The organism is Streptomyces yangpuensis, assembly GCF_001005295.1.
Lineage (GTDB): Bacteria > Actinomycetota > Actinomycetes > Streptomycetales > Streptomycetaceae > Streptomyces > Streptomyces yangpuensis.
In genome coordinates this window covers 1,047,417-1,066,441 of the sequence record NZ_LBMK01000003.1, presented here as the reverse complement: position 1 = coordinate 1,066,441, position 19,025 = coordinate 1,047,417, and the positions used below count along the sequence as shown (strand labels likewise).

The following is a 19,025-nucleotide window of genomic DNA, read 5'->3' as shown; positions in this document are numbered from 1 at the left end:
AGCCCGGTCCGCCGCGGCCGACGGGACGGGGCTCAGCTCCCCTCGGGGCCCGGCAGGGGTCGGCACAGCAGTGCGGCCGGGGAGGGACGCGAGGCGAACCGGGTCGTGAAGGCGATGCCCGCCGCGTACTCGGTGGGAAGGCACTGGCCCTTGTAGTGCCCGAGGGCGTACTCGCCGCCGGGGCCACCGGGCGGCCGGTTGTCCCCGCGGTCGAACCAGAGCGTCCGGCCGCCCGCCGGGAGGGCGGTGCGCGCCGGGGCGCACAGCGCTGCCGAGACCCGCTCACCGCGCAGGCTGTGGCCGATCAGGAACTGGCCTGCCGGGCACTGGAACTTCGTGTACCCGGTGGCCCAGTCGCCGCCGGCCGGTACGTACCTCTCGTCTCGGACCACGGTGTGCCCGCCGGCCGGGGCGCGCAGGCCGGAGCCGGTGCACAGGGCGCGGCCGCCGGTGTGGGAGAGGCCGCTGAGGCGGGAGCCGTCGGGGCAGACCGCCTTGCGGGCCCCGCTGTCCCAGTCCCCGCCGGCCCGGGTGAGCAGCGAGGCGTTGTGGTCACGGTGGTCGGTGGTCAGCTGGTACCAGGCGGTGGTGGCGGGGACGGGCCCGGTGCGGGCGGGTGCGGCGAGGAGCCCGGACCAGCGTGCGGTGCGCCAGTCCCCCGCGTCCAGGACGCCGGTGCGGCGGCCGGCCGCGTCGTAGCGGAGCATCGCCCAGGTGTCGCCGCCGGGGTTGCCCTGGGCGTCGGTGCTCCAGCCGACGAGCGGCCAGTACGCGAAGTCGGCTTCCTTGGCGGCCAGTTGTCCGGTGAGGCGGTCGAACCAGGTGCGCGGGGCGGCGCCGGTCTCGTCCGCCCCGATGCCGAACTCGCTGATCCAGACGGGAGCGGTGAAGTGCGCGCCGGTCTCCGCGGAGACGAAGAAGGCCTGGTCGTAGAGGGTTTGTTCGAGCTGCGCGGCGCTCATGTCCTGGTAGCGCAGGTCGCTGGTCTCGCCGATACCGGTGGCTCCGCTGTGGTGGGGGCCGGTGTACCCGTAGAAGTGGGCGGAGTAGACGAGCTTGTTCGAGACGACCAGGGTGTGCGAGAGGGTCCGTACGGGCGTGAGGGTGGGGCGGCCGTGCGGGAAGCCGTCCACGGGCAGGCCGAACCAGTTGATGCCCTCGACCACGATCAGCAGGTTCGGGTTGGCCTCGGTGAGGATGCGGTCGGCGGCCTCCTGGGCGGCGGCGTGCCAGTCACGGTCGTCGCCGAGTCCCCAGTTGGGGTCGTGAAAGACGTCGCGGCGGACCTCGTTGTAGAGGTCGGCGCCGACCACGCGCGGGTTGTCGCGGTAGCGGCGGGCGAGGAAGACCCAGTCGTCGGCCCACTGGGCCGTGGAACGGCCGCTGTTCCAGCGTTCGTTGCCGTCGAGGCCGCAGCACCAGCGGGTGGTGACGGTGTGGTTGTTGAGGATGACGGCGAAGCCGCCGTCGGTGAGGGCGGCGACCACGGCGTCGAAGACCTGCAGCGGGGTGCGTCCGCGCAGGGCCGGGTTGGCGGCGACGGCCGCGTCCGGGACCGGGGTGGTGGTGCGCAGCATCTCGTTGGAGAAGGGCAGCCGGATGCTGTTGAGCCCGAGCGCGCGGAAATCGGCGAGGAGGGTGGGCAGCGGGACCCGGTCCAGGCCGAGAGGGATGCCGCCTGCGTTCTGGCCGCTGTGGTGCGTGGCGGGGTCGTTGCGGTCGCCCGAACCGTTCCAGGAGCCCTGGGCCCCGTCCCAGTTGCCGGAGCGCAGGCGGAACCGGTTGCCCTGCGCGTCGACGATGTACCGGCCACGTGTGGAGAGCGGCGGGGTCCAGGCCTCGGCGGCGTTCGCGACGGGCGCCGGGGCGGCGGTCCGTGCCGCTTGCGCCGCCTGTGCGGCTTGCGCGGCCTGTGCGGGGACGGTGCCGGCCGTCAGCAGGAGGGCGCACAGGGCGGCGCGTAACAGGCTCTTCATCGTGCTCCTGCCGGGGGTTTCGGCCGCCCGGTCGGGCGGTTGCCGCGGGTCAAGTTACCGGCGGGTCGCCGTCGGGGGAAGTCGAACGCCCGCACGCCTTCCGCGCGCTCCGCCGCTGCCGCGCACCGGCCGGACCCGTCCGGTTCCGGCCGCCCGCACCCTCTCACGCAGGGTCACCCTGCGGAAACGGCCCCGCGTGCGGCCGCGCCCCTCTACGGTGCCCTGAGGGACGGGGCTCGGCAGCGGAGGGCGGGGCGGATGAACGAGGAAGAGGACATGCGGCTGGCGGGGATGACGCCGGAGATATCGCGCCGCACCCTCGTCATGCTGCGCGGCCTCGCCGGCCTGGAGCCTCCCGAGCAGGTGCCCGAGGAGGCCATGGTCGTGGCCGACGCGGTCCTGGCCGAGTTCGGCACCGACGGGCTCCGGGTCCTGGTGATGACCCTGGCGGCCTGGGCCACGGCCCAGATCGAGAACGTGGCCGAGCTGAGCGGGCGCAGTCACGAGGCGGTGCTGGACGCGATGGAACTGGCGTGCATGGAGGCGAACGCGGAGGACACCCCCTAAACGACACCCCCTGACGCTTTCCGGCGGGAGAAAGGCGCGGCACGGCCCGGTCCCGTTCGGGCCGGGTCGGCGACACTGGGAGCAGCAGGAGCGTCGTGGGGGGTCCGATCGGAGGCCGTCGTGAGCACACCTTCCCCCATCCGAATCGCCGCCGTGCTGTCCGCGGAGCACCGTGGACGGCTGATGGCGCAGGCCCGTGAGGTCAATTTCCCGGAGAACGCGCGGATCTTCGACGAAGGCCACCGGGCGGACTCCTTCTGGATCGTGCGCTCCGGCACCGTGACCCTGGAGGTTCCGGTGGCCGGCCGCCGGCCCGCGCAGGTGGAGAACCTCGGCCCCGGCGAGCTGGTCGGCTGGTCCTGGCTGTTCCCTCCGTACGTGTGGCAGCTGGGCGCGGAGGCGATGACTCCGGTGCGGGCGTACGAGTTCGACGCGGCGGCCGTGCGGATGCTGATGGACGCCGATCCCGCCTTCGGGTCCGCGGTCGGGCACTGGGTCGGTCGCGTGCTCGCGATGCGGCTCCAGCAGACCCGCACCCGCCTGCTGGACCTGTACGCCCCGCGCCTGGGCGCGGCCGGCTGACGCGCGGCCGGCCGGCGCGCGGCCGGCTGTGGCCGACCGGCCGTGGCCGCGGATCAGTCCCGTACGCCGGCCGTCCCGACCGCCCGGCGTCGCAGGCACAGCGCGGCCGGGACGACGGCGGAGACCACGGCCACAGCCGTGCAGGCGGCCGTCGTCGCCCCGAGGGCCTCGTACGGGATGACGATCCCGCTGTTGACGTGCAGGAGCCGCAGGGCCCCCTGGATCCCGGCCAGGTTCAGGGCGGCGACGAGGGTGCCCGTGGCGGCGCCGACGAGGACGGCCGTCAGGGACTCCCCCGCCACCACCCGGAGGACCTGCCACCGGGTGGCGCCCGCCAGCCGCAGGGCCGCGAGGTCGCGGGCCCGGTCCGCGGTGGCCGTCACGAGGGTGTTGGCGAGCGCGATGCCGGTGTAGAGCAGGGCGATGCAGAGGACCAGCAGGAAGCCCGTCCGGGTGGTGGGCTTGGTTCCCGGGTGGCCGTCGGCCGTCCACTGGTCCCTGGTGAGAAGCCGGCCCCCGGCCTCCCGGGCCGCCTCGGCCAGCCCGGACGTGGCCGCGGCGCTGTCCGCGCCCGGCGCGAGGCGTACGTCGATCCGGTCCACCGGAGCGCCGGGGGCGTTGGCCGGGGTGACGTAGGCGCCGTTGTTCCCGGTTCCGATGCTCATCACGGCGGCGATCTTCAGAGTCCTGGGCGTGCCGTCGCCGAGCCGGACCTCCACGGTCGAACCGACGGTGCGGCGCTCCCACTCCTCGGTGACGATGACGGAACCGTCGTCGAGGTCGGTGACGCGGCCCGCGACGAGCGGCAGGTCGGCGGTCCGGGCGAGAGCGCGCGGGTCGGCGGCCCGGGCTTCGGACCGGATCAGCGCGACGCCCTCCTCCAGTACGTGGACCTCGGTCGCGGCGGTGGCGGACACCTCCGTGCCGGGCACCGCCCGCACCCGTTCCACGGCGGCCGGGGCGAACCCGCCCGGACCGCCCGTGATCACGAAGTCGGCAGTGGTCCGCTGCCGGATCTCCGAGGTCCTGGCCTCGTTCAGGGTCGCGGTGGTGCCGAGCAGGGAGCCGGCGAGGGCCACGGTGACGAGCACGGGCGCGGCAACGGCGGCCGTGCGGCGGACTCCCGCGGTGGCGTTCTCCCGGATCAGCATCCCGCCGGCGCCCGGCAGCCGGGCCGGGATCCAGGCGACGAGCCGGACCAACGGCCGGACCAGCACCGGGGCCAGGAGCGCGAAGGCGACGATGAGCAGCATCGGGCGGGTGGTGTACGTCTTGCGGTGGAGCAGGTCCGACGGGTCGGTGAGCAGGGTGTGGGCGAGGGTGCCGAGCCCGGCCAGCAGCAGGCCGGCGCCGAGGATCCAGCGGCCCGGGGTCATGACCTTCGTCTCGACGGCGGCTTCGCGCAGCGCCTCACCGGGGCCGACGCGTCCGGCCCGCCATGACGCGGCGACGGCTCCCGCGAAGGCGACGAACAGGCCGGTCCAGAAGGCCAGGTGGTAGGGCCAGACGGCGTCGCCGATGGCGAACCGGGCCGGCGCGGTGCCGTTTTCGGCCAGCCACCGCGCGAGCAGGGGGGCACCGTACCCGCCGAGCAGGCAGCCCGCGGCGGAGGCCGACGTGCCGAGGAGCAGCGCCTCCGCGTACACCATGCGCCGGACCTGGCCGGGGGTGGCTCCGGCGGTGCGCAGCAGCGCGAACTCCTTGCGGCGCTGGGCGACCGCGAAGGCGAAGGTGGAGGCGACGACGAACACCGAGACGAAGCCGGTGACCCCGCCGGCGGTGCCGAGCAGGGCGTTGACGGCGAGGAGGGCCCTGGCGTCGCGGTCCGGGTCGGGGTCGGCGTACCGGCGGTCACCGCCGGTCAGTACCCGTACGTCGGGGTCCTGGCCCACGGCGGCCCGTACGGCGGCGGGGTCCGCGGCGACGACGACCCGGTGGACGGCAGGTGAGAGCGCGGCCGATCGGGTCTCGGTCCAGAACACGGCTGCTTCGAAGCCCCGGTCGGCGACGGTGCCGACGACGGTGACGGGGCCGTGCTCGGTGGTCAGCCGGGTGCCGGGGCGGGCCCAGCCGGTGGTGACCACCTCGTCGTCGGCGCTGGGGGCGCGGCCGGCGTCGAGGGTGTACGGGGCGAAGGCGGCGACCGGCCAGGGGTGGCCGACCAGCCGCTGCGGCCCGCCGTCGGCGCGGACGGGGAAGGAGCGGTCCGGGGTGAGGGGGCCGAGGTCCGCGAGCCGCCGTAGGAGTTCGGGGGTGAGGGAGGTGGGGTGGGCCAGGGTGCGGGTGCGGTCCCCGGCGGGCGTCGGGACGCGCAGGACGTCGTTGCCCTGGACGACGACGGGGGCCCGGGCGAAGCGTTCCGGCCCGGGTTCGGGGGCGTTGAGGGTGGCGGCCAGTGCGAGGCCCATGGTGGTGATCAGGCCGACGCCGAGGGCGACGGCGACGAAGCTGCCGACGAAGGTGGTCCAGCGGGCGCGTGCGGTGCGGAGTGCGGCGGTCAGCACGGTGCGGCCTCCAGGGTCGTCATGCGGGCGGCGATGTGCTGGGCGCTCGCGCCGGCGAGTTCGCCGCTGAGGCGGCCGTCGGCGAGGAAGACGACCCGGTCCGCGTAGGAGGCGGCCACGGGGTCGTGGGTGACCATGACGACCGTCTGGTGTTCGGTGTCGGCCATGTCCCGGAGCAGGGTGAGCACGTCGCGGCCGGTCCGCGAGTCCAGGGCGCCGGTGGGTTCGTCGGCGAAGAGCACCTCGGGCCGGGTGATCAGGGCGCGGGCCAGGGCGACGCGCTGCTGCTGGCCGCCGGACATCCGGGAGGGGCGGTGGCGGGCCCGGTCGGCGAGTCCCACGCGGGCGAGGACCTCGCGTACCTCCGCCCGGGCGGGCCGGCGGCCGGCCAGGCGCAGCGGCAGGGCCACGTTCTGCTCGGCGGTGAGGGCGGGCAGCAGGTTGAAGGCCTGGAAGACGAAGCCGATGCGCTCGCGCCGCAGCAGGGTCAGGCGGGTCTCGCCGAGCCCGCCGAGGTCGGTGCCGCCCAGGGTCACGGTGCCGGAGGTGGGCCGGTCGAGTCCGGCCGCGCAGTGGAGGAGGGTGGTTTTGCCGGAGCCGGAGGGGCCCATGACGGCGGTGAAGGTGCCGTGGGGGAAGCGGAGGGAGACCTGGTCGAGGGCGGTGACTTGGTGGCCGCCGGCCGTGTGGACCCTGCTGACGTCCAGGAGTCGGATCGCGTCGTTTTCCATGCCCTTGAGCCAACCGGGCGGGGCGGCCCGGCACAGCGGGCCTGGTGGGTGTTGTCGGGGTGGGGCAGGCCCCACCCCGGGAGTCCCGCCGGGCATACCAGGCCCTGTTACGGGCGGATGAAGGCGGGCCTGCGGGTGTTGCGGGGAGGTCTCCCGGTCGGTGTTCGGCCGATTCGGCGCCCTGCTCCTCCACAGGTCAACTCCTCGGCATGGCTGCGGTCTGCTGTCATTCGTACACGATCGGTGACGAAAAATGGGGGTGCGAACGGGCGTTCGCGGCTCACGTCGGCAAGACTGCGTCCGCTATCCGAAACACCAACCCAAGGGAGTGTTCGAAATGCGGTCCATCGCAAGGGGTCTCGGACTCGGTTCCGCCGCCATGGCGCTCGCCGCGCTCACCGCGCTGGTGTGGCCCGGCACGGCCGGCGCCGCGCCGGCCGGTGCGCAGAGTCTGTACGCGCCGTCCGCGCTGGTGCTCAGCGTGACGGCCGGCCCGGACGCCGACACCGGCACGGTGCTGCGGGCGGTGACGCTCGTCTGCGCGCCCGGGCCCGGCGGGACCCACCCGAACCCGGTCGCCGCGTGCCGCGAGTTACGTGGGGCCGGCGCTCAGCTCGACCCGCTCGCGGCACCGGCCGCCGACGCCGTCTGTACCCGGGAGTGGAACCCGATGACGGTGACGGCCGACGGTGTCTGGGAGGGCCGCCGGCTCAACTACACGTACACCTTCGCCAATCCGTGCGGTCTGCGGAACACCTCGGGCGCCCTCTTCGGCTTCTGATCCCGCGTGACGGAACCGGCCGGGCGGCGCCGTGCGACCGCCGCCCGGCCACCGCACAGCACTCAGGTCCCCGTCGGCTCAGCCCAGTTCGAGGCTGGTCACGCCGAACAGCTCGGCCAGGGGGAGGGCCGGGGCCGGGCCGGTGTACATCCGGGCCGCCTCGAAGGTCGGGACCAGACCGAGGCTCTTGAAGAGGTCCATCGCCTCGGGGTTCGCGTCGGGGACGTCCACGGCCACCGGCCCGCCGGACGCGTGCCGCGCCAGCCCCCGCAGCAGGATCTCCGCCACCGCGGGAGTGGCCGCGTACAGGGGTCCGATCCGGTGGGCGGCGCTGCACGAGCGGATCACACCCAGGCCCTCGATCCGGCCGTCACGGACGGCGGCCAGGGCGGTCCGTCCGGGCAGGGCGGTCCAGGCGGACAGGAAGGCGTCCCGCGGCGCGGGGAAGAACCGCCGGTCGTAGGCGGCGAGCAGGCCGAAGGGCAGCGTGGCGGCGTCCACGATCGCGACACCACCCGTGTCACCGTCCGCTCGGCCACCCTGGGGCACGCCTTCGAGACGGACGTTGTTCCAGGCCGGACGGAACCCGGACTTGCGGTAGTTGTCCTGCTGCTCGACCACACCGTCCAGTCCGACGAGCCGGCCGTCGAGCCGTTCCATCCCGGCCCGCCAGAGCCGGATGCCGTAGCCGCGACCCCGGTGGGCGGGGCGGACGATGTAGAAGCCGATGAAGCCGAAGCCGGCTCCGTAACGGACGGCGGAGATACAGGCCACCGGCTCCCCGTCGAGCCGTCCGACGAGGAACCCCTCAGGATCGGCCACGGCGAAGGCGAAACGGTCCGAGTCCCCCGGATTCCAGCCCTCCTCATCGGCCCAGCCCCGGATCATCTCCATGTCGGCGGCACTCGCCCCGGTGATCTCGAATCCCGTCATAGCGGTGTTGTACCAGATGCCGACGGCACGCGCAGGGGCGCCTGACCGGCCGCCAGAATCCCGACGAAGACATCGGGATCGACCCCGCTTCGGAGGTCGCTGACCTGTCCGTCGCCCACTTCGACGACGCGCCAGACGCCGTCCTCGCGCAGGGCCATGTCCGTGGTCACGAAGGGGCACCCGAGCGCTTCGACGGCCGCGCGAACGGGTTCGAGGTCGGGCGCCGCGACCTCGTCGACCGGGCTGTCGGGGTGGGCGGTCACCAGCCGTGGCACCCCGTCACGCCACCACACCCGCACCTCCGCGGCGGCCGGCGCGCCCGCCGGTGTCAGCGGCGCGACGAAGTCCTCGAAGGCCCTCAGGACCACGCCGCCCGCGAGGAACTCCTCCTGGAGTCGGACGAACCGGCCGACCACCCGGTGCAGGGCGGCCTCGTCACCGAGGTCGGGTACGTAACAGGCCTCGTCCCACTCGTGCTTGCGGGACTTCACGTAGTCCTTGACCACTGCGGCACCGGGCGGCAGCCCTGCGGCGAGTGCCGTCAGCCGGTCCGGGTCCGGGGTCCGCCCCGGATCAGCCGGCAGCCAGGCGCTGGCCGGGGTGAGGTCGGCGAACGTTCCGTACCAGCCGGGGAGTTCATGGGCCCGGCGGTACTGCTCCGGGGTGACGACGAGAGAGCAGCCGCGTCGGCGCAGGGCGGCGTCCAGTGCGCCGTACCGGTCCGCCGGAACCATCCAGCCCCGGTACCACAGCGCTCCCGCGCCGGCGGGCACCCGGGCGACGGACCGGTCGGCGTCCCCGGCGAGCAGCGCGTCATGGTCCACGAGCAGGGCCGTGCCCCCGGCGGCGCACAACCGGCGCGCCTCCGCGGCGAAGTGGGCGTCGGCCCGGCGCTCGTTCAGCGGATCGTGGCAGTACAGGACGGTGGTGGTGGCGTCCTCGGCCGGAGTCGTGGGCATGCACCCACCCTACGGACGGTGGTGCGGATCGCCGAACGCCGGCTCAGCCCGCGCAGATCACGTCGTCGATCCGGATCGGCCTGGAGTCGAGGCGGACGTAGGCGGTGAAGGTATCGGTCTTGCCCGAGTCCCAGTGGGTGGTGACGGTGGCCCAGCCGACCCCGGCCGCCTGGGCGACGGTGACCGGGCCGACGCCGATGTCCTGCGGCTTGTTCCGGGCGCAGAGCAGGACGTCCGATTCCGTGGTCGTCAGCTGTCTGTCCTGGAGCACCTCCGAGACGTGGTGCCGCCGGTCGTGGTCGGACGGGCCGTGCGCGCCGTAGAAGCGGGTGAGGAAGCGGCCGATCTGGTCGGCGGTGTGCCCCTCGGGGGTGACCGCGGGCGCGGCCACGGGCACCGCCACGGCGGGGACGGGGGCGGGGGCGGACGGCATGACCGGCAGCGCCGGCAGGGCCAGCAGCAGGGCAGCAAGGCCGTAGGACTTCAGCATCATGTCCGGTTTGTACCCGCCGGGCCGGTGCACCGGGAGTGCCCGGCGCCGATCTCACTCCTGTGGGGGTCGGGATTCACCGCAGAAACGCCTCTGCCTCCCCCGTGCGGTCGGCGCACGGTAAAGGGGTCGCGGGCGAGCGGCGGTCGTACGTAGGGTCGGCGCATGGGGAAGCCGCTCGTCGCAGTGTTCAGTGGGGCCGGAATGTCCACCGACTCCGGGATTCCGGACTATCGGGGGCCACAGGGCCTGTGGCGCCGGGAGCCCGACGCCGAGAAGCTCGTGACCTACGAGTACTACATGGCCGATCCGGAGATCCGGCGGCGGTCCTGGCTGATGCGGGCCGAGATCGGCGCGCTCGGAGCGCGGCCCAACGCCGCGCACCTGGCCGTCGCCGAGCTGGAGCGCGGCGGTACCCCGGTCCGGGTCGTCACCCAGAACGTCGACGGGCTGCACCAGCTCGCCGGGATGCCCGAGCGGAAGGTGTTCGAGCTGCACGGCACCGCCCGGGCGGTGGTGTGCACGGCGTGTCACGTGCGCTCGGGGATGGACGAGGCGCTGGCCCGGGTGGCCGCCGGGGAACCGGATCCCGCCTGCCTGACGTGCGGCGGGATCCTCAAGGCGGCCACCGTGATGTTCGGCGAGCGACTCGACCCCGTGGTGCTGGGGCAGGCGATGGCCGTGGCCAAGGGGTGCCAGGTGTTCGTCGCCGTCGGCTCGACACTGCAGGTGCAGCCGGCCGCCTCGCTGGCCGGCATGGCCGCGGAGGCGGGCGCCAGGCTGATCATCGTGAACGCGGAGGAGACCCCGTACGACACCCTCGCCGACGAGGTGATCCGCGAGCCGATCGGAACCGCCCTGCCGGCCCTGCTCACCCGGATCGCCGCGAACGGGGCCTGAGGGGGCGCCCGCCGTCCCACAAGCTGACGATCATGGCCGGCACCGAAGCGCGGACGCTGCGGTGCCGGAAGCGGACCGGCTCGGCCTGGACGGCGCCCTGGACGGGACCGCGTGCCGCGGGCCAGGAGGGACGTCGGCGACAGGGCCTAACCCGCGTCGGCTGCCCGGCGCATCTCCGCCACGTCCAGCTTCTTCATCTTCATCATCGCCGCGGTGGCCCGGGAGGCGCGGCCCGGGTCCGGGTCGCTGATCAGCTCGATGGCACCGGGAGGGGTGACCTGCCAGGACACCCCGAACCTGTCCTTGACCCAGCCGCAGGCCGACTCCTGGCCGCCGTCGCGGGTCAGCGCTTCGTAGTAGTAGTCCGCCTCGGCCTCGTCGGCGCAGTGGATCTGGAAGGAGATCGCCTCGGTGAAGGGGAACTGCGGTCCGCCGTTGAGCCCGATGAACCTCTGTCCGTTGATCTCGAACTCGACCACCATCACCGAGCCGGCCTCGCCGGGGCCCGCGTCCGTGTAGCGGCCGATCCGGCCGAGCCTGCCGTCCTTGAACACGGACAGGTAGTAGTCGGCCGCCGCTTCCGCGTCGCCGTCGAACCACAGACACGTGGTGAATCCGTTGCCGCTCATCTCTGCCTCCAGGCCGGTGCGTGGACGGTGGTTACCGCCTCCGCACATACAGACCGGCCCCGGGCCCGAAATTCATCGGTGGGCCCGGGGCCGGTCCTCATGAGGCCGGGAATTCGACCGAACGGCCTACTTCGCGGGCTCGGCACCCATGGCGAGCATCCGGTCGACGACGCGCTCGGCGGCGTCGCCGTTGTCCAGGTCGCAGAACTCCTCGCGGAACGCCGCACGTGCCCCGGCGTACTCGGCTCCGACCGCGTCCGCGTTGCGCACGGCCTCGATCAGGCTCGCCGAGTCGGACAGCAGCGGTCCGGGCGCCTTCTCCTCCAGGTCGAAGTTGAAGCCGCGCAGCGTGTCGCGGTAGTGCTCCAGGTCGTACGTGAAGAGCAGGATCGGCCGGTCGGTGAGCGCGAAGTCGAAGATCGCCGAGGAGTAGTCCGAGATCAGCACGTCGGCGACCAGCAGCAGGTCGGTGGCGTCGGGCCAGCGGGACACGTCGACGACGAAACCGTCGCGGACGCCCTCACGGACCTGCTCGGTCACGTGGTGGTGGCCACGGATCAGCAGGACGTGGTCCTCGCCCAGCTCGCGGCGGGCCTCCTCCAGGTCGATCCGCAGGTCGAGCTTGTAACCGCCGGACCAGCCCTCGCAGTTCTCGCGCCAGGTCGGCATGTAGAGGACGACCTTCTTGCCCTCGGGCAGGCCGAGCCGGCGCCGGACCTCGGCGATCCGCTCCGCGTCGGGCTTCACCAGCGCATCGGTGCGCGGGCTGCCGGCCTCGATGACCTCGCCCTCATAACCGAGGGCACGCTTGAGCAGCGGCGTCGCGTAGGAGCTCGGGGAGGCGAGCAGGGTCCACTGCGCGCTGTCGTGCGCGAGGCCCTCCAGGATCTCCGGGCTCGTGTAGTAGTCGTGCACGAAGTCGTGGCCGATCTGCTTGATCGGCGTACCGTGCCAGGTCTGGACGACGACCTGGCCGGCCCGGCGCTGGAACAGCGTCGGCACGCTGTCGTTGGTCACGAAGTAGCGGGCGCGGGCCATGATCTCCCAGGACTCCACGCTGCCGTACTGCACGGCGCGGGCGGTCGCGGGGACCTCGGCGCGGCCGTCGCGGACGAGCCAGATGTGCTCCAGCTTCTCGCCGCGGCGCAGCAGCTCCTCGTGGATGGCGCGGGGCGCGTCACCGGCGCCCTGCCCCTGGAAGGTGTCGTAGACGACGATGTCCTTGACCGGCAGGGCGCGCTGCGCCGGGTAGGTCTCGAAGCGGGCGACGCGCTGGGCGTAGCGGGAGCGGTCGTGCGGGCTCAGCAGCGGGTCGGCGACAAGCGCCATACGGTCGTGGAAGCGGGTCTCGATCCGCATCCGGCGGCCGTGCGCGGTGAGGGGGTGCGGGCCGCCGAAGAGGAGTCCGGGGGACATCTGCACGGGGGCGCCGCGGTCCACGCCGAGCAGGCCGGCGGTGGTCCCGCCCTGGGCGGCCGGGCGCAGCGTGGGCCACCAGCGGCCCTCGGGGAGCGTGGTGCGGCCCGCGAACTGTTCGGGGAGCACCGGCTGGAAGGCGGTCTCGAAGGTGTCGCCGTCGCGGGTGACGGGGTAGCTGAACTCCATGCCGTGCGCGTTGTGCAGGACGAGTTCGTACGGCTCGTCGGTGGGCGCGACGAACCGGCCCCGCAGGGTCACGGTGCCGTCCGCGGTCTCGACCGCGTCGACGAGCGGCGGCGAGGGCTGGACGGAGAGGGTGAGGTGGCCGGTGTTGCCGCGCTTGACGAACAGGGCGCGGCCCGCGGTCCCGCCGGGCAGCGGCAGGACCAGGCCGTTGAAGCCGCCGCGCTCGTCGTGGGCCAGGCGGTGCTCGGTGCCGTCGGCGCCGACCACGGAGAGGCTCCACGGCTCGGGGGTCCACTCGCCGGGCTCGCACTCGGCGTCCGGTACGGCGGCCAGGTCGGCCAGGGCGACCCGGGCGGTGAAGGGGGTGCGGCCGGCGGTGGCGGCGCCCGTCTCCAGCGGGAATTCGAGGGTGGTGCCGGTGGTGACGTGGACGGCCTTGAGGGCGGTGGCGCCGACCCCGGCGGAGAGCTCCCCGATGATCTCGACGGCGTCGTCGCCGGCGGGCCGGGCGTCCAGGCCGCGGGCACGGGTGACCTCGACCTGGATGGTGAGGGCGCCGGAGACGGCCGGGACGATCCGGACGTCGGGGGTGACCCAGAACGGGGGCGGGTTCTGGCCGGTGTCGTGCTCACCGCCGCGCAGGCGGGCGCGGTGCAGGCCGCCGGCGCCGGTGACGGCGATGGACGTGGTCCATATGCCGTCGTTCCACTTGCCGCCCGACTGGAAGATCGAGGGGTCGACCACGGCGGTGAAGCCGGCCCAGTCGGCGTGCCGCAGCGCGAGGTGCGGCGACTTCACGGTGGCCATCGGGGAGGCGACCGTACGGGTGCTGACGACGGAGCGGCGGCGCTTGCCACCCTCGCGGAAGATCAGCATCTTGCGGGAGCCGAGGCGGCTCTCCGCGCCGAGGTGGCCGGGCAGGGCGTAGCCGCGCAGCATCAGCTTGCCGTCGGACCAGGCCGCCTGCTCCAGACGGCTGACGACGCGGCGCTCGCGCGTGCCGAGGGTGAGGATCTTGGCGGGGACCGGGGGGCGGCCCTGCAGGAAGGGGTAGTCGGCCTGCGGGCGGGCGAGGCCCTTGACCGGGACGCTGTAGTGGTAGTCGCGCTGGTGGTTCAGGAGCGCGATGAAGTCCTCGACGCGGCCTTCGCCCGCCAGGTAGGCCTTGAGGCGGTCCGCGACGGTCAGGTCGGGCCAGGGGCCGGTGCCGATCTCGCGGACGAGGCCGCCGACCTCCTTGACGAACGCGGCGCGGAAGTCGGGGCCGCCCTCGGCGACGTACTTGTAGATGAGCGGGAGTTCCTCGCTCAGCACGTTGTAGTCGTAGTCGCGCAGGTAGCGGACGTACTTGGCGCCCTGCTTGGCCTTGAGGGACTCCCGGACCAGGCGGACGGACTTCACGCGGTCGATGAGGGAGATCGGGTCGGTGGAGCGCTGGGTGATGGAGCGCTCGCCGGTCTCGCGGACGCGCCAGTGGTAGACGCAGTCGCTGAGGATGTCGACGCTGGAGGCGAAGTAGTGCGCGGGGATGCTGACCGGGGCGTCCTCGTAGAGGATGCCCTCGGGGTACTGGAAGCCGTGCTCGTCCCAGAAGGTGCGCCGGTAGACCTTGTTCCAGGCGGTGCGGTCGGTGACCAGCGCCGGGAACTTGGAGATGTGGGTCTTCAGCTGCGTCTTGGCGAAGGCGGCGCGGTGGCCCCAGGACTGGTTCATGCCGACCGAGCGGAAGCGCTTGACGTTGCCGCCGGCGAAGTCCGAGCCCGTCTCGTCGAGTGCTTCGATCAGCCGCTGGTAGGCGTAGTCCGGCATGGTGTCGTCGCTGTCGACGAAGGCCAGGTACTCGCTGTCCGGGTGGATGTGGCGGGCGCCGGCGTTGCGGGCCGCGCCCAGGCCGGCGTTCTCCTGCATGACGACCCGGAAGCGCTTGTCACGCGCTGCGAAGGCCTTGGCTATGACGGCGCTGGTGTCCGTGGAACCGTCGTCCACGAGGATGGCCTCAAAGTCGCCGAAGGTCTGAGCGGCGATGGATTCCAGGCACTCGTCGAGGTAGAGCTCGACGTTGTAAACGGGGACGACGATGCTCAGGCGCGGGGGCATGGGTGGCGGTTTCTCCAGCGTTTTTTGCTTTTTCGATGATCAGCTCACAGCATCTTACTCTGTAACAGAGCTATAAACTCCACCCGAATGGGACATAGGGAACTGATCGCCGGGGCGGACGGCAAAGAATTCAGCCGTCCGCCACCTCGACGCCGTGACGGGACGCGGTCCGTCCTGGAGGATGACCCGTTCAGATCTCCAGTTCTGCTTCGATCTTCTTCAGCTGATGGCGTGCCATGGCGAGGTTGGCCCGCTTCTTGTCGAGGGCCAGATAGAGGAAGAAGCCCACGGAGCCCCTCCCCTTCATCAGCCGGATCAGGTGGTACTGGCTACCGAGGGTGATCAGGATGTCCTCGATCTCGTCCTTGAGGCCGAGCAGTTCCATGGTGCGGACCTTGGCGCGCACCACGTCCGTGTTGCCGGCCGCGGCGACCGCCAGGTCCAGGTCCTTGCCGCCGCCGATGGTGCCGAGGGCCATGCCGCTGCCGTAGTCCACCAGGGCCGCGCCGATGGCGCCCTCGATGAGGGTGGTGGCTTCCTTGAGCGCGGTCTCCACGTTGACCATGGGAGGTACCTCTTTCTTCGTTGTGTCGTACTCGTTGTGTCGTAGCTGGTCGTGAATCGATATGACTGGCTGTAGTTGTCCTGAATGCGACGGGACCACCCTGGGGGCGGCCCTGTCGGTGCCACCCCGCCGGTGCGTCAGGCGGTTCCGCCGCCGGAGTTCCGGCGCGCGAGCGTGTGCTCGATCAGTTCGGCGATCCGCAGGCTGGAACGCCGGGCCTCCAGATGGAGGCGCCCGACGTTGACGCGCGGCTCGGCGGTCAGGGTGAGGACGGCCGCCACCCCCGCCGCGTACGTGGCCACGTACCCGTCGGCCCCGCGCACGAGCAGTTCGCGGAACGCTCCCTGGCCGGTGCTGTCACTGAGCCGCTGGGCCACGCCGAGGGCGGCCGCGGTCAGTGCCGCGACGGCCTCGGCCTCGGCGGCGGCGCTGTCCTGGGCGAGGACGAAGCCGTCGGCGCTCGCGGCGAGGGCTCCGGTGAGCTGGGGTACGCGGGCGCGCAGCCTGCGGAGCTCGGCGAGTATCTCGGCCTCCGCCTCGGGGGGCACCGTACTCATGTCGGCCTTTCTCCTTTCGGGCTGCCTACGCTCGGAGCGGTCGGCACGCAGGGCCGGTCGCAGCGGGAGCCTCACAGGCTTGCCTCCAGTGCGTCGCGTAACCGGCGGAGCAGCGCCACGTCCGGGGATTGGGCCTGGGTCATCCAGTCGGGCAGGGGTACCTCGACCGGCGGGGGGGCCGGGCTGTGCGGCGTCTCGACGAGTCCGGCGGCCGCGAGGCGGCGTACGTCGAGCAGCGTGTGGAAGGCGGGCCGGCCCAGGAGCCAGGCCAGGTCCGCGGGGGTGCGTAAACCGTCGGCCCGGTCCAGCAGGATCCGCTGCCGGGCGGTGACGGTCTGGCCCGGAGCGGCCGCCCGGGGCACTACCGGGGCGGTGTCGAGCAACGGGTACGGCCAGACCGCGTCGAGCAGTTCCCGGCGGCGCCGGGTCTCGCGTTCGACGGCGGCTGCCGGGACGGAGCGGACGGAGCCGATCCAGTGGGTGGCCCCGCGGCGGAACCGGGAGGGGCCGCTGCCCGGGGACAGTGCGAAGAAGGCGGCGTCGAAGATGGCGGCGACGTGGCATATCTCGAGCTCTCCCCCGGCGAGCCCGCCGCTGTCCACGAGGAAACGGGCGACCTGGCGCCGGGCGCCGGCCCGGTCCACCGCCTCGCGCCAGCGTTCGGGGGCGAGGCCGCCGCCGGTGGTGAGGAGGACGTCGAGGCCGGGAGTGGCGGGGCTCTCCGCGTGGACTATTCGGCCGTCCTCCAGGAAGAGGGTGCCGCGGTCGCGGAGCAGGGCTCCGGTGGCCCGCTCCTCGGCGAGCCGGGTGAGGAGGGGGGAGACGGCCGCGAAGGCGTTCGTGGCCGTTGCCGGGGTGGTCATCTGAGCACCAGCCCCTCGGCCAGGGACCTGAGTTTGATCCGCGCGAAGGCGAGGTTGCCCTCGGCCCGGTCGAGCCAGACGTGCAGGAAGACACTGCTGTCGAAACTCGTCTCGACGAAGCGCAGGACGTGGAAGCCGCTGCGGGTCGTGACGATCAGGTCCTCGACCGCCGGGTCGACGGGACCCGTCCCGCCTCCGTGGGCCGGTCCCGGATCCGCGCAGGCGAAGGATTCGTACTCCGCGGCCGCGCGGGCCAGCTCGGCGGTCTCGGCGGCGGTGGTCTCATGGTCCCCGACGGGTGATTCCCCGATGGTGCCGAGAGCCAGTCCACTGCTCCAGTCGACCAGCGCGGCCCCGCGCGCACCAGGCAGGGCCATGGCTTCGAGCAGGCATTCGTCGATCCCGGGCACGCGGGCTCCCCTCCCGGCCGGACGTGCGGTGTGCACGGTAGTGCGGCGCGACAGGAGGGAACTTACTCAAGTTCCGCAGGGCGAAAGGGCGTTCTGGCATTTTCCGCTGGAACATGCCATTCAGCGTGTAAGAGCTTGGCCGGAACGCGTCGGAATCTGATCACGAAGCCAGCGGAAGATCGTCCGCGAGACGGAACGAGCCGCCCTCCCGTTCCACGTAGCCCTCGTGGGTGAGGGTGCGGAGCAGGTGGTAGACGGTCGGCAGCGGGATCCCGGTGAGCCGTGCGAGCCGTTTGGCGGTCATGCCGCCTTCCGCGGACATCGCTTCCAGCAGCCGCAGGGCCCGCTGCACGGAACCGATCAGGGTGGGTGTGCTGTCCTTCTGGATGCGGTCGGTTCCCATGAATGGTCCCCCTGCTCCGGTACGAGGCCTGGCAGACCCATCAAAGTCGCTCGTCGGCTCCAAAACCAGCGGACTCGCGTAAACCCGAGCATAAGATCACCGGACCCGGGGTCGCGGGCCGCACCGCCTAACGGGTGCATGTGACGTACGCCGGGAGCGGGGTGTCCGCGATCAGGTGGCGTGGCAGGGCCAGTCCGAAGCGGTCCTCCAGGACGGCGAGGGTGCGGCGCTCGCGGCCTTCGTCCGGCTCGTCGTCCGGGCCCGGGTGCGAGCCGTCCGGGCCGAGGAGGCCCGCCGCGACCAGCTCGGGAAGCAGGAAGTCCGGCCGGTGGCCGCCGCGCCAGCATTCCTCGCCGAGCCCGAAACAGCACACCAGCTCGCCGTCCCGGGCGTACGCGAACTGCTTGGGCGGGTGGTCGGGCTGCGGGTCGAGGTGGACGGCCTCGACGCCGGCCCGGGAGACCTCGGCGAGGCGTTCCGCTCCGGCCGGCAGGCCGTGCTCGACGGCGAAGGACCAGTCGCCCCAGCTGCCGACCCGGGCCACACCGTCACCGTCCGCGGTCTCGGTGACCATGCTCCAGGCGGCGGGGGCTCCGAGGGGTCCGGGGCGGACGCCCGGTACCGCGCCGAGCCGCGCGGCGAGCTCTTCGGGACCTATGCCCCGGGCGAAGGTGAGGCCGGCGAACCATTCACCCCAGTCCGCCAGCCACTGGATCCCGCAGGTCCTGCCCTCGGTGATGTCGGCCATCCTGCACTCCCCACGGTCCGTCCCGCGATGCCGGTGCTTCCCCCACCGGCACGATAGTCAGTCCGCGGACCGCTGGGGGAGGAGTCGCTCGACCATCGTCTCGATGAGCCCCTCCACCGGGTGGGCCTCCAGCAGCCCCGGCACGGTCAGGTCGTCCACGATCAGCCCCAGCATCGCCAGGTAGAGCAGGACCACGCCCTGCCGGTCGCCGGGCAGGCCGGCCTGGAGGTGCCAGTCGATGTTCGCCTCCAGCTCGGCGCCCTGGAAGGCGGCCAGCTCGGCCTGGAGCTCCGGGCGCCGCAAACCCTCCAGCCGCAGCTCCAGCATCGCGATGTGGACGCTGCGCTCGCGCCGCATGCGTTCCAGGAGCCGGCCGAGCAGCACCTTGGTGTCGAGCGGTCCGGTCAGGTCGGCCGGGTCCGGGACCAGCCGCTCCCGGGTGCGGTGGAGGATCTGTACGAGCAGCTGGGCCCGGTTGGCGAAGTAGTTGGAGGCGGTGCCGGTGGGCACCGCCGCCTCCGCGTCCACCGCGCGCAGCGTGAGGCCGCGCGAGCCCTCGCGCGCCAGGACTTCGATGGCGGCGTCGAGCAGCGCGGCGCGGCGCTGCGGGTTCTGGCGCATGGGGCGGGTCCCTGGGTCGGTGGGGGCGGCTTCCCGGCGGTGTCCGGCGGCCTCCCGGCCCGGCGGAGCACTGCAGACGCAGTGCTTTGCCCACGGTAGCGGAC

General features: G+C 73.0%; 18 protein-coding genes and 1 pseudogene. 4 read left to right on the top strand and 15 right to left on the bottom strand.

What is annotated here, in order from left to right; genetic code table 11:
- Window positions 1-32 precede the first annotated feature (32 nt).
- Window positions 33-1,976, bottom strand: a complete 1,944-nt coding sequence (locus tag AAT21_RS20005) for a glycoside hydrolase family 5 protein (protein ID WP_046778150.1) — start codon at window positions 1,974-1,976, stop codon at window positions 33-35.
- A 258-nt stretch (window positions 1,977-2,234) separates the two neighbouring features.
- On the opposite strand from AAT21_RS20005, the gene AAT21_RS20000 reads away from it, so the two are divergent.
- The gene (locus tag AAT21_RS20000) at window positions 2,235-2,543 is read left to right on the top strand and encodes a hypothetical protein (protein WP_046778149.1); all 309 of its coding nucleotides are present in this window, start codon (window positions 2,235-2,237) and stop codon (window positions 2,541-2,543) included.
- Window positions 2,544-2,663: 120 nt separating this feature from the next.
- Window positions 2,664-3,125 carry a Crp/Fnr family transcriptional regulator gene (locus tag AAT21_RS19995; protein WP_200904424.1) on the top strand — a complete coding sequence of 154 codons (462 nt, stop codon included), beginning with the start codon at window positions 2,664-2,666 and terminating at the stop codon, window positions 3,123-3,125.
- 53 nt (window positions 3,126-3,178) lie between these two features.
- On the opposite strand, the gene AAT21_RS19990 is transcribed toward AAT21_RS19995, so the two are convergent.
- A complete protein-coding gene (locus AAT21_RS19990; protein WP_046778148.1) occupies window positions 3,179-5,629 on the bottom strand; it encodes an ABC transporter permease in 2,451 nt (816 codons plus the stop codon).
- Complete coding sequence (locus tag AAT21_RS19985) at window positions 5,623-6,360, bottom strand: ABC transporter ATP-binding protein (RefSeq protein WP_046778147.1); 738 nt, start codon at window positions 6,358-6,360, stop codon at window positions 5,623-5,625. The genes AAT21_RS19990 and AAT21_RS19985 overlap by 7 nt, the downstream gene beginning before the upstream one ends.
- A 337-nt stretch (window positions 6,361-6,697) precedes the next feature.
- On the opposite strand from AAT21_RS19985, the gene AAT21_RS19980 reads away from it, so the two are divergent.
- On the top strand, window positions 6,698-7,141 hold the full coding sequence (locus tag AAT21_RS19980) for a subtilase-type protease inhibitor (protein ID WP_046778146.1): 444 nt from the start codon (window positions 6,698-6,700) through the stop codon (window positions 7,139-7,141).
- Window positions 7,142-7,219: 78 nt separating this feature from the next.
- Here AAT21_RS19980 and AAT21_RS19975 read toward each other — a convergent pair whose 3' ends face one another.
- The 3 genes from AAT21_RS19975 to AAT21_RS19965 are packed head-to-tail and all read right to left on the bottom strand — an operon-like array spanning window position 7,220 to window position 9,526.
- Window positions 7,220-8,074 (bottom strand): GNAT family N-acetyltransferase, encoded by an 855-nt coding sequence (locus tag AAT21_RS19975; protein ID WP_046778145.1) that lies wholly within the window; start codon window positions 8,072-8,074, stop codon window positions 7,220-7,222.
- Window positions 8,071-9,033, bottom strand: coding sequence for an ATP-grasp domain-containing protein (locus AAT21_RS19970; protein WP_046778144.1), 963 nt, complete (start codon window positions 9,031-9,033; stop codon window positions 8,071-8,073). Before AAT21_RS19970 ends, AAT21_RS19975 begins: the two co-directional genes overlap by 4 nt.
- Window positions 9,034-9,076: 43 nt before the next feature.
- Window positions 9,077-9,526 (bottom strand): hypothetical protein, encoded by a 450-nt coding sequence (locus AAT21_RS19965; protein ID WP_235438948.1) that lies wholly within the window; start codon window positions 9,524-9,526, stop codon window positions 9,077-9,079.
- Between the two features lie 162 nt (window positions 9,527-9,688).
- Here AAT21_RS19965 and AAT21_RS19960 point away from each other — a divergent pair, with 162 nt between their 5' ends.
- Entirely contained in the window at window positions 9,689-10,423 is a 735-nt protein-coding gene (locus AAT21_RS19960) for an SIR2 family NAD-dependent protein deacylase (RefSeq protein ID WP_046778143.1), read from the top strand.
- 146 nt (window positions 10,424-10,569) lie between these two features.
- Here AAT21_RS19960 and AAT21_RS19955 read toward each other — a convergent pair whose 3' ends face one another.
- The 9 genes and pseudogenes from AAT21_RS19955 to AAT21_RS19915 all read right to left on the bottom strand — a co-directional run bounded on the left by AAT21_RS19955 (window position 10,570) and on the right by AAT21_RS19915 (window position 18,921).
- Window positions 10,570-11,052, bottom strand: a complete 483-nt coding sequence (locus tag AAT21_RS19955; protein WP_046778142.1) for a VOC family protein — start codon at window positions 11,050-11,052, stop codon at window positions 10,570-10,572.
- A 126-nt stretch (window positions 11,053-11,178) separates the two neighbouring features.
- A complete protein-coding gene (locus AAT21_RS19950; protein ID WP_046778141.1) occupies window positions 11,179-14,754 on the bottom strand; it encodes a bifunctional glycosyltransferase/CDP-glycerol:glycerophosphate glycerophosphotransferase in 3,576 nt (1,191 codons plus the stop codon).
- A gap of 190 nt (window positions 14,755-14,944) precedes the next feature.
- Entirely contained in the window at window positions 14,945-15,319 is a 375-nt protein-coding gene (locus AAT21_RS19945) for a hypothetical protein (RefSeq protein WP_030654066.1), read from the bottom strand.
- A 137-nt stretch (window positions 15,320-15,456) separates the two neighbouring features.
- Window positions 15,457-15,876, bottom strand: coding sequence for a roadblock/LC7 domain-containing protein (locus AAT21_RS19940; protein WP_046778140.1), 420 nt, complete (start codon window positions 15,874-15,876; stop codon window positions 15,457-15,459).
- A 71-nt stretch (window positions 15,877-15,947) separates the two neighbouring features.
- On the bottom strand, window positions 15,948-16,739 hold the full coding sequence (locus AAT21_RS19935; RefSeq protein ID WP_046778139.1) for a hypothetical protein: 792 nt from the start codon (window positions 16,737-16,739) through the stop codon (window positions 15,948-15,950).
- Entirely contained in the window at window positions 16,736-17,149 is a 414-nt protein-coding gene (locus AAT21_RS19930; RefSeq protein WP_046778138.1) for a hypothetical protein, read from the bottom strand. The genes AAT21_RS19935 and AAT21_RS19930 overlap by 4 nt, the downstream gene beginning before the upstream one ends.
- 181 nt (window positions 17,150-17,330) lie before the next feature.
- Window positions 17,331-17,552: pseudogene (locus tag AAT21_RS19925) on the bottom strand (helix-turn-helix domain-containing protein); the annotation flags it as partial.
- Between the two features lie 127 nt (window positions 17,553-17,679).
- A complete protein-coding gene (locus AAT21_RS19920) occupies window positions 17,680-18,300 on the bottom strand; it encodes a DUF6461 domain-containing protein (RefSeq protein WP_052757887.1) in 621 nt (206 codons plus the stop codon).
- A 57-nt stretch (window positions 18,301-18,357) separates the two neighbouring features.
- The gene (locus tag AAT21_RS19915; protein WP_046778136.1) at window positions 18,358-18,921 is read right to left on the bottom strand and encodes a TetR/AcrR family transcriptional regulator; all 564 of its coding nucleotides are present in this window, start codon (window positions 18,919-18,921) and stop codon (window positions 18,358-18,360) included.
- Between the last annotated feature and the right edge of the window lie 104 nt (window positions 18,922-19,025).

Bases quoted from the DNA above. Each gene is read 5' to 3' on its own strand.
- AAT21_RS20005 (WP_046778150.1), bottom strand. From the start codon at position 1,976: ATGAAGAGCCTGTTACGCGCCGCCCTGTGCGCCCTCCTGCTGACGGCC.
- AAT21_RS20000 (WP_046778149.1), top strand. From the start codon at position 2,235: ATGAACGAGGAAGAGGACATGCGGCTGGCGGGGATGACGCCGGAGATA.
- AAT21_RS19985 (WP_046778147.1), bottom strand. From the start codon at position 6,360: ATGGAAAACGACGCGATCCGACTCCTGGACGTCAGCAGGGTCCACACG.
- AAT21_RS19980 (WP_046778146.1), top strand. From the start codon at position 6,698: ATGCGGTCCATCGCAAGGGGTCTCGGACTCGGTTCCGCCGCCATGGCG.
- AAT21_RS19975 (WP_046778145.1), bottom strand. From the start codon at position 8,074: ATGACGGGATTCGAGATCACCGGGGCGAGTGCCGCCGACATGGAGATG.
- AAT21_RS19970 (WP_046778144.1), bottom strand. From the start codon at position 9,033: ATGCCCACGACTCCGGCCGAGGACGCCACCACCACCGTCCTGTACTGC.
- AAT21_RS19965 (WP_235438948.1), bottom strand. From the start codon at position 9,526: ATGATGCTGAAGTCCTACGGCCTTGCTGCCCTGCTGCTGGCCCTGCCG.
- AAT21_RS19960 (WP_046778143.1), top strand. From the start codon at position 9,689: ATGGGGAAGCCGCTCGTCGCAGTGTTCAGTGGGGCCGGAATGTCCACC.
- AAT21_RS19955 (WP_046778142.1), bottom strand. From the start codon at position 11,052: ATGAGCGGCAACGGATTCACCACGTGTCTGTGGTTCGACGGCGACGCG.
- AAT21_RS19950 (WP_046778141.1), bottom strand. From the start codon at position 14,754: ATGCCCCCGCGCCTGAGCATCGTCGTCCCCGTTTACAACGTCGAGCTC.
- AAT21_RS19945 (WP_030654066.1), bottom strand. From the start codon at position 15,319: ATGGTCAACGTGGAGACCGCGCTCAAGGAAGCCACCACCCTCATCGAG.
- AAT21_RS19940 (WP_046778140.1), bottom strand. From the start codon at position 15,876: ATGAGTACGGTGCCCCCCGAGGCGGAGGCCGAGATACTCGCCGAGCTC.
- AAT21_RS19935 (WP_046778139.1), bottom strand. From the start codon at position 16,739: ATGACCACCCCGGCAACGGCCACGAACGCCTTCGCGGCCGTCTCCCCC.
- AAT21_RS19920 (WP_052757887.1), bottom strand. From the start codon at position 18,300: ATGGCCGACATCACCGAGGGCAGGACCTGCGGGATCCAGTGGCTGGCG.
- AAT21_RS19915 (WP_046778136.1), bottom strand. From the start codon at position 18,921: ATGCGCCAGAACCCGCAGCGCCGCGCCGCGCTGCTCGACGCCGCCATC.